A 5,840-nucleotide genomic window follows, 5' to 3' on the forward strand; every position below is an offset into this window, starting at 1 on the left:
ATGGAAGACGGCCTGCGCTTCGCCATCCGCGAAGGCGGCCGCACCGTCGGCTCCGGCGTCGTGTCCAAGATCCTCGCCTGATTTGGCTTGATGTCTTGTCCGGGGTCGTTTAAGCGGCCCCGGTTCGACAAAACGAACTGACCTATGGGCGGGAGCATATCCCGCCCTTCGGGTTCGAAGAGGGCCGGGGGAATGAGCCGCCGGTCGTCCTATCAACTCCAAAGCCTGAAAGGGCGATAAGAATGCAAAGCCAAAATATCCGTATTCGGCTGAAGGCGTTTGATTATCGTGTGCTGGATGCCAGCACGCAGGAGATCGTCAACACCGCCAAGCGGACCGGTGCGCAGGTGCGCGGACCGATCCCGCTGCCGAACAAGATCGAGAAGTTCACGGTTCTCCGTGGCCCCCATGTCGACAAGAAATCGCGCGACCAGTGGGAAATCCGTACCCACAAGCGTCTGCTCGACATCGTCGACCCGACCCCGCAGACCGTGGACGCGCTGATGAAGCTCGACCTCGCTGCTGGCGTCGACGTTCAGATCTCGGTTTAAGGAGGGCACCATCATGCGCTCTGGATTGATCGCGAAAAAGGTGGGGATGACCCGCCTGTTCATGGAAGACGGCAAACAGATTCCTGTGACCGTTCTTCAACTCGATAACCTTCAGGTTGTGGCTCAGCGCACCTCCGAGAAGGACGGCTATTCGGCTGTTCAGCTCGGCGCGGGCACCCCGAAGGTCAAACGCGTCTCGAAGGCCCTGCGTGGCTACTACGCCGGCGCCGGCGTGGCTCCCAAGCGCAAGCTGGCCGAGTTCCGCGTGTCCGAAGACAATCTGATCGAAGTGGGCGCCGAACTGTCGGCCGAGCACTTCATCGAAGGTCAGAAAGTCGACGTGTCGGGCACCTCGATCGGTAAAGGTTTTGCCGGTGCGATGAAGCGGCACAACTTCGGCGGCCTGCGCGCCTCGCACGGTGTGTCGATCAGCCACCGTTCGCACGGTTCGACCGGTCAGTGTCAAGACCCGGGCCGCGTGTTCAAAGGCAAGAAGATGGCCGGCCACATGGGCGCTGCCCGCGTGACCACCCAGAACCTGGAAGTCGTCCGGACCGACGCAGACCGTGGTCTGATCATGGTCAAGGGCGCCGTGCCGGGGTCGAAGGGTGGCTGGGTCACCATCAAGGACGCCGTGAAGAAGAAACTGCCCGAGGGTGTTCCGTTCCCCGCCGCCGTGAAATCGGCTGCTACGGAAGCACCGGTCGAGGCTCCTGCTGAAGGAGCGGAAGAATGAAAGCTGATGTGATCAAGCTCGACGGTGGCACTGCCGGTTCCGTGGAACTGTCCGAAGATCTCTTCGGGCTGGAACCGCGCGCCGACATCCTGCACCGCGTCGTTCGCTGGCAGCGCAACAACGCCCAGGCCGGCACCCACAAGGTGAAGACCCGGTCGGAAACCAGCTACTCGACCAAGAAGATCTACCGCCAGAAGGGTACCGGTGGCGCACGCCATGGTGACCGCAACGCGCCGATCTTCCGCAAGGGTGGTATCTACAAGGGTCCGACCCCGCGCAGCCACGGCCACGACCTGCCGAAGAAATTCCGCAAACTTGGCCTGCGTCACGCGCTGTCTGCCAAGGCGGCAGCGGGTGAACTGGTCGTGATCGACACCGCCGCTCTGGACACGCCGAAGACCTCGGCTCTGGCCAAGCAGGTGCGCGAGCTCGGCTGGAAGCGTGCCCTGATCATCGACGGCGCGTCCGTGGACGAGAACTTCGCCAAGGCCGCGCGCAACATCGAGGGTCTCGATGTTCTGCCGACCATGGGCGCCAACGTTTATGACATCCTCAAGCGTGACATTCTGGTGATCACGAAAGCGGGTGTCGAAGCACTGGAGGCTCGACTGAAATGAGCGCGAAGCACGAGCATTACGATGTGATCCGCAAGCCGATCATCACCGAAAAGTCGACCATGGCGTCTGAGAACGGCGCGGTTGTCTTTGAAGTGGCGATTGATGCGAACAAGCCCCAGATCAAGGAAGCGGTGGAAAACCTCTTCGGCGTCAAGGTGAAGGCCGTGAACACGACCATCACCAAGGGCAAGACCAAGCGCTTCCGCGGCCAGTTGGGCAAGCGGAAGGACGTGAAGAAGGCCTATGTGACCCTCGAAGAGGGCAACACGATCGACGTATCGACCGGTCTCTGATCTTCTGGTCACTATGATTGAGGGAACCCTCGGCGAAAGCCGGGGGTTTTCTTGTTTCAGGGGTGCCCCTTATGGTTTGGACTGAATAAGCGAAGGGAATTTGATCATGGTGAACGGGCAGGCCGAGCTGCATTTCCTCTGCGGCAAGATCGCTGCGGGGAAGTCGACCCTATCGAAGGCGCTGGCGGCGGAGCATCGCGCGGTGGTGCTGTCAGAGGACGAGTGGCTGCCACTTCTCTATCCGGATGAGCTGCTGACGATCCCCGACTATGTGCGCTATTCCAACCGATTGAAAAAGGTCGTGGGGCCGTTGGTGCGCGATCTGCTGGCGGCAGGGATGAGCGTGGTGCTGGACTTCCCTGCCAACACGGTCGAGCAGCGCCACTGGATGAAGCAGCTGGCCGACAGCACCGACGCGCCGCATACGCTGCACCATCTCGATGTGCCGGACGAGGTCTGCAGGGCCCGGCTAAAGGCACGTAACGCGGAAGGGGCGCATCCGTTCGAGGTGACGGATGAGCAGTTCGAAAAGATCACCAGCCACTTCGTGCCTCCGAGCGCGCGGGAGGGGTTTCGTATGGTGGTGCACACTGCATAGGGTGGGCAAAACTGCCCTGCCTACAGACGCAGGCTCCACAACCGCTTGACCTCCCCCCGCCCATCCCCTAACAGACCCCATCGGCAAGGCCCCGGATTCGTCCGGGGCTTCGCCTTTGTTCGCAGGAACAATTCTACGGGCACCTACGGGGGCCTATAACATCAGGGTTTCGCAGCCTCGTGCCGCTGAACCCGCACAAGCAAAACGGAAGACAGTAAACATGGCACTCAAGTCGTATAAGCCGACGACGCCGGGCCAGCGTGGGCTGGTTCTGATCGACCGTTCGGAGCTGTGGAAAGGACGCCCTGTCAAATCCCTCACCGAGGGTCTGACGAAATCGGGCGGCCGGAACAACACCGGACGGATCACGATGCGCCGCCGCGGCGGTGGGGCAAAGCGCCTCTATCGTATCGTCGATTTCAAGCGGAACAAGTTCGACGTCCCCGCGACGGTCGAGCGGATCGAATATGACCCCAACCGCACCGCCTTCATCGCGCTCATCCGCTATGAAGATGGCGAGCAGGCCTACATTCTGGCCCCGCAGCGCCTTGGCATCGGTGACCGGGTGGTTGCAGCGTCCAAGGTCGACATCAAGCCGGGCAACGCCATGCCCTTCGCCGGCATGCCGATCGGGACGATCGTTCACAACATCGAACTGAAGCCCGGCAAAGGCGGCCAAATCGCCCGCGCGGCTGGCACCTACGCCCAGTTCGTCGGTCGTGACGGTGGCTACGCCCAGATCCGCCTGTCCTCGGGCGAGCTTCGCCTCGTTCGTCAGGAATGCATGGCCACGGTTGGCGCGGTTTCGAACCCCGACAACTCGAACCAGAACCTTGGTAAAGCAGGCCGCAACCGCCACAAGGGCATTCGCCCGTCCGTGCGTGGTGTGGTCATGAACCCGGTCGACCACCCCCACGGTGGTGGTGAAGGCCGGACCTCGGGCGGCCGTCACCCGGTTACGCCTTGGGGCAAGCCGACCAAGGGCGCTCGTACCCGCAACAAGAACAAGGCGTCGCAGAAGCTGATCATCCGCTCGCGTCACGCCAAGAAGAAAGGACGCTAATCCATGTCGCGTTCCGTCTGGAAAGGTCCTTTTGTCGACTCTTATGTCCTCAAGAAGGCCGAAAAAGCCCGCGAGTCGGGCCGCAACGAGGTCATCAAGATCTGGTCGCGTCGTTCTACCATTCTGCCCCAGTTCGTGGGCCTCACCTTCGGCGTCTACAATGGCCAGAAGCATATCCCGGTGAACGTCTCCGAGGACATGATCGGCCAGAAATTCGGTGAATATTCGCCGACGCGGACCTACTATGGTCACGCGGCCGACAAGAAAGCGAAGAGGAAGTAAGCCATGGGCAAGGATAAGAATCCCCGCCGCGTGGCGGACAACGAGGCAATGGCCAAGCTGCGGATGCTGCGCACCAGCCCGCAAAAGCTGAACCTCGTCGCACAAATGATCCGTGGTAAATCGGTCGACAAGGCTCTGGCCGATCTGACCTTCTCGAAAAAGCGGATCGCCGTGGACGTGAAGAAATGCCTTCAGTCCGCCATCGCCAATGCCGAGAACAACCACAATCTCGACGTCGATGAGCTGGTGGTCGCCGAGGCCTATGTCGGCAAGAACATGGTCATGAAGCGCGGTCGTCCGCGTGGCCGTGGTCGTTTTGGCCGTATCTTGAAGCCGTTTGCGGAACTCACCATCACGGTGCGTCAAGTTGAGGAGCAAGCCTAATGGGTCATAAGGTTAATCCGATCGGCATGCGCCTGCAGGTGAACCGCACCTGGGACAGCCGCTGGTATGCCGATACCAAGGACTACGGGAACCTCCTGTTGGAGGACATCAAGATCCGTGAGTTCATTCAGGAAGAGTGCAAGCAGGCCGGTGTGTCGAAAGTGATCATCGAGCGTCCGCACAAGAAGTGCCGCGTGACCGTTCACACCGCACGTCCGGGCGTGATCATCGGCAAAAAAGGCGCCGATATCGAAACCCTGCGCAAGAAGCTGTCGTCGATGACGGCATCGGAACTGCACCTCAACATCGTCGAGGTTCGCAAGCCCGAGCTGGACGCCGCCCTGGTGGCAGAGTCCATCGCACAGCAGCTGGAACGCCGTGTGTCCTTCCGTCGTGCCATGAAGCGCGCCGTGCAGAACGCGATGCGCATGGGGGCCCTCGGCATCCGTGTGAACGTGGCCGGCCGTCTGGGTGGCGCGGAAATCGCGCGGACCGAATGGTACCGTGAGGGCCGCGTGCCGCTTCACACCCTGCGCGCCGACATCGACTATGCGCACGCGGAAGCGTCCACGCCCTATGGCATCATCGGCATCAAGACCTGGATCTTCAAAGGTGACATCATGGAGCATGATCCGTCTGCTCATGACCGTCGTCATGCCGAAGCCCAGGAAGGTGGCGGACCGCGTCCTCAGGGCGGTGGTCGTCCCCGCCGCGACCGGTAAGGAGTGAGATAGATGCTGCAACCGAAGCGCACGAAATTCCGCAAACAGCACAAGGGCCGTATTCACGGTGACGCAAAGGGCGGGTCTGACCTGAACTTTGGCACTTTCGGCCTGAAAGCGCTGCAACCCGAGCGGGTCACCGCCCGCCAGATCGAAGCCGCCCGTCGGGCCATGACGCGTCATATGAAGCGTCAGGGTCGTGTCTGGATCCGGATTTTCCCCGATCTGCCGGTGACCTCCAAGCCCGTCGAAGTTCGTATGGGTAAGGGTAAAGGGTCCGTTGACTACTGGGCCTGCAAAGTGAAGCCCGGTCGGATCATGTTCGAGATCGACGGTGTGTCCGAAGACGTCGCACGTGAGGCCCTGCGCCTTGCCGCGATGAAGCTGCCGGTCAAGACCCGCACCGTGGTCCGCGAAGATTGGTGAGTGGTGGGGTGAAACCCCACCCTACGACATGACAAACCCCCGTCGAGCGATCGGCGGGGGTTTTTCCTTGTGCCCCATGTCGCGGCTCACCGTAAGCGGTGCGCCGTTCACACGTGATTGCCGTAATTCCAGGGCAGCAGCAGGTTGATATCGGTTTGTTTGTGCCCG

At 61.2% G+C, this 5,840-nt stretch carries 11 protein-coding genes; all 11 read left to right on the plus strand.

What is annotated here, in order from left to right:
* Positions 1-81, plus strand: an 81-nt coding sequence (locus tag BKY27_RS19215) for an EF-Tu C-terminal domain-related protein (protein WP_089964097.1), incomplete at its 5' end; no start/stop codon positions are given.
* 161 nt (positions 82-242) lie between these two features.
* Complete coding sequence (rpsJ, locus tag BKY27_RS19220) at positions 243-551, plus strand: 30S ribosomal protein S10 (RefSeq protein ID WP_035248435.1); 309 nt, start codon at positions 243-245, stop codon at positions 549-551.
* Between the two features lie 13 nt (positions 552-564).
* Positions 565-1,287, plus strand: a complete 723-nt coding sequence (rplC, locus tag BKY27_RS19225) for a 50S ribosomal protein L3 (RefSeq protein WP_071676074.1) — start codon at positions 565-567, stop codon at positions 1,285-1,287.
* The gene (rplD, locus tag BKY27_RS19230) at positions 1,284-1,904 is read left to right on the plus strand and encodes a 50S ribosomal protein L4 (RefSeq protein ID WP_071676075.1); all 621 of its coding nucleotides are present in this window, start codon (positions 1,284-1,286) and stop codon (positions 1,902-1,904) included. The genes rplC and rplD overlap by 4 nt, the downstream gene beginning before the upstream one ends.
* Positions 1,901-2,197 (plus strand): 50S ribosomal protein L23, encoded by a 297-nt coding sequence (locus BKY27_RS19235; protein ID WP_071676076.1) that lies wholly within the window; start codon positions 1,901-1,903, stop codon positions 2,195-2,197. The genes rplD and BKY27_RS19235 overlap by 4 nt, the downstream gene beginning before the upstream one ends.
* A gap of 106 nt (positions 2,198-2,303) precedes the next feature.
* Positions 2,304-2,795, plus strand: a complete 492-nt coding sequence (locus BKY27_RS19240) for an AAA family ATPase (protein WP_071676077.1) — start codon at positions 2,304-2,306, stop codon at positions 2,793-2,795.
* 220 nt (positions 2,796-3,015) lie between these two features.
* Positions 3,016-3,858: a 50S ribosomal protein L2 gene (gene rplB, locus BKY27_RS19245; RefSeq protein ID WP_071676078.1), complete on the plus strand. Its 843-nt coding sequence runs from the start codon at positions 3,016-3,018 to the stop codon at positions 3,856-3,858.
* 3 nt (positions 3,859-3,861) lie between these two features.
* Entirely contained in the window at positions 3,862-4,140 is a 279-nt protein-coding gene (gene rpsS / locus BKY27_RS19250) for a 30S ribosomal protein S19 (protein ID WP_071676079.1), read from the plus strand.
* A 3-nt stretch (positions 4,141-4,143) separates the two neighbouring features.
* Positions 4,144-4,524, plus strand: coding sequence for a 50S ribosomal protein L22 (gene rplV, locus BKY27_RS19255; protein ID WP_071676080.1), 381 nt, complete (start codon positions 4,144-4,146; stop codon positions 4,522-4,524).
* Positions 4,524-5,246 (plus strand): 30S ribosomal protein S3, encoded by a 723-nt coding sequence (gene rpsC / locus BKY27_RS19260; protein WP_071676081.1) that lies wholly within the window; start codon positions 4,524-4,526, stop codon positions 5,244-5,246. The genes rplV and rpsC overlap by 1 nt, the downstream gene beginning before the upstream one ends.
* A gap of 12 nt (positions 5,247-5,258) precedes the next feature.
* Positions 5,259-5,672: a 50S ribosomal protein L16 gene (gene rplP, locus BKY27_RS19265; RefSeq protein WP_071676082.1), complete on the plus strand. Its 414-nt coding sequence runs from the start codon at positions 5,259-5,261 to the stop codon at positions 5,670-5,672.
* Positions 5,673-5,840: the final 168 nt, after the last annotated feature.

It is taken from the genome of Nioella nitratireducens, assembly GCF_001879715.1.
Taxonomy (GTDB): Bacteria; Pseudomonadota; Alphaproteobacteria; order Rhodobacterales; family Rhodobacteraceae; genus Nioella; species Nioella nitratireducens.

Bases quoted from the DNA above. Each gene is read 5' to 3' on its own strand.
- rpsJ (WP_035248435.1), top strand. From the start codon at position 243: ATGCAAAGCCAAAATATCCGTATTCGGCTGAAGGCGTTTGATTATCGT.
- rplC (WP_071676074.1), top strand. From the start codon at position 565: ATGCGCTCTGGATTGATCGCGAAAAAGGTGGGGATGACCCGCCTGTTC.
- rplD (WP_071676075.1), top strand. From the start codon at position 1,284: ATGAAAGCTGATGTGATCAAGCTCGACGGTGGCACTGCCGGTTCCGTG.
- BKY27_RS19235 (WP_071676076.1), top strand. From the start codon at position 1,901: ATGAGCGCGAAGCACGAGCATTACGATGTGATCCGCAAGCCGATCATC.
- BKY27_RS19240 (WP_071676077.1), top strand. From the start codon at position 2,304: ATGGTGAACGGGCAGGCCGAGCTGCATTTCCTCTGCGGCAAGATCGCT.
- rplB (WP_071676078.1), top strand. From the start codon at position 3,016: ATGGCACTCAAGTCGTATAAGCCGACGACGCCGGGCCAGCGTGGGCTG.
- rpsS (WP_071676079.1), top strand. From the start codon at position 3,862: ATGTCGCGTTCCGTCTGGAAAGGTCCTTTTGTCGACTCTTATGTCCTC.
- rplV (WP_071676080.1), top strand. From the start codon at position 4,144: ATGGGCAAGGATAAGAATCCCCGCCGCGTGGCGGACAACGAGGCAATG.
- rpsC (WP_071676081.1), top strand. From the start codon at position 4,524: ATGGGTCATAAGGTTAATCCGATCGGCATGCGCCTGCAGGTGAACCGC.
- rplP (WP_071676082.1), top strand. From the start codon at position 5,259: ATGCTGCAACCGAAGCGCACGAAATTCCGCAAACAGCACAAGGGCCGT.